Below are 1,162 nucleotides of genomic sequence, written 5' to 3'. Positions count from 1 at the left end.
GGCTCAGGTCCTGAAACAGGTGGCGTCGCATCGGAAGGGGAGCCGCTCCCGCCATGCCCCAGCATTCGTTGCCGACCAGAATGGCCGGCTCTGGGTCCGGGCCGACGATGAGCACCGCTTCTTCGAAGCGCGGATCGAAACCGGTCAGGTAGGAGAGGTTGGCGCTGTGCTCCCGGTCGGCGTAGATCACCAGCCGGTCGTAGCCCTGCTCCTGGGCCCTTGCCCGGAGGCGCTCGAGACGTTCCCCATACAGTTGCGCAGGCAACTCCGGCATGGTTTCCGGCATGCCGAAATCGGGCAGTGACACTTGCGTCAGTTGGGCCCTTTTCATCTGTGCCTCATGTCACCTTTATCTCATGTTTTGGGCGGGAGTCCAGATGCGGGCCTCTGACATTCCTCGTTCGATCACAACGAATTGGTTGGTCTCCACGGTCATCCAGGGTCCGACCTCCCCGTCCGGCCATTGAACACGAACCTTGACCTGGTCGGCAATGCCCAATCCGAAATGGGACCATCCGAGTTGGCCGCCGGCGTGTCCTCCGCCGATTGTCACTTCCCGTTCCATCGAGTGACGGCCAATCCTCACTTCGATCCACGAGCCGATTGCATCGCGGTTGGGTCCCTGTTGCCCGAGCTCGACCGCGATCCAATTGCCCATCGGCGTTGGTTCGGGACCATCACCGGTGCCGAGATTCCTCCAGATCTTGATGTTCTCGCGACGGTTCACCACGACCAGATCCAACAAACCGTCAAGGTTGAAGTCGGTCAAAGCGGCTCCGCGGGCGCGGGCGAAGCTCAAGAGGCCAGCCGCTTCGGCGGCCTCGAGGAAGGTCCCATCGGGTTGTCCGAGCAAGAGGTTGCTCGGGTCCTCGGCTGCATAGTCAGGCATAGCTTCGACATTGCCCTTTGTAACGAAAAGGTCGATCAATCCGTCGTTGTTCACGTCTTGGAACTCCGGATGCCAGGCGGTCGAGGGCAGAACCACGTCGCCGGCGAAGGGACGATGAGCCGTCACCCCAACCTCGAAGGCGATGTCCTCGTATCTAGGTTGGGACACTCCGTCGGCGAGTGTTTGCAGCTTGTTGTCGCCCTGGCTGGTGAGAAACACTTCCGCCAGGCCGTCTCCGGTCACGTCGTAGCTGGCGATTCCCATGCCCCAGAT

Annotated in this window: 2 protein-coding genes; both read right to left on the bottom strand. The window is 61.4% G+C overall.

Annotated features, from left to right (window positions below; genetic code table 11):
- On the bottom strand, positions 1-331 hold a 331-nt coding region (locus JJE47_12405), incomplete at its 3' end, for an aminopeptidase P family N-terminal domain-containing protein (protein ID MBK5268226.1).
- Positions 332-349: 18 nt separating this feature from the next.
- Positions 350-1,162 (bottom strand): CRTAC1 family protein (locus JJE47_12400; GenBank protein MBK5268225.1); only part of this gene is annotated, 813 nt, incomplete at its 5' end.

This window comes from Acidimicrobiia bacterium, assembly GCA_016650365.1.
In the GTDB taxonomy this organism is placed as follows: domain Bacteria; phylum Actinomycetota; class Acidimicrobiia; order Spongiisociales; family JAENVV01; genus JAENVV01.
Note: the sequence above shows the minus strand (reverse complement) of the source record. Positions and strands in the feature narration are given on the sequence as shown.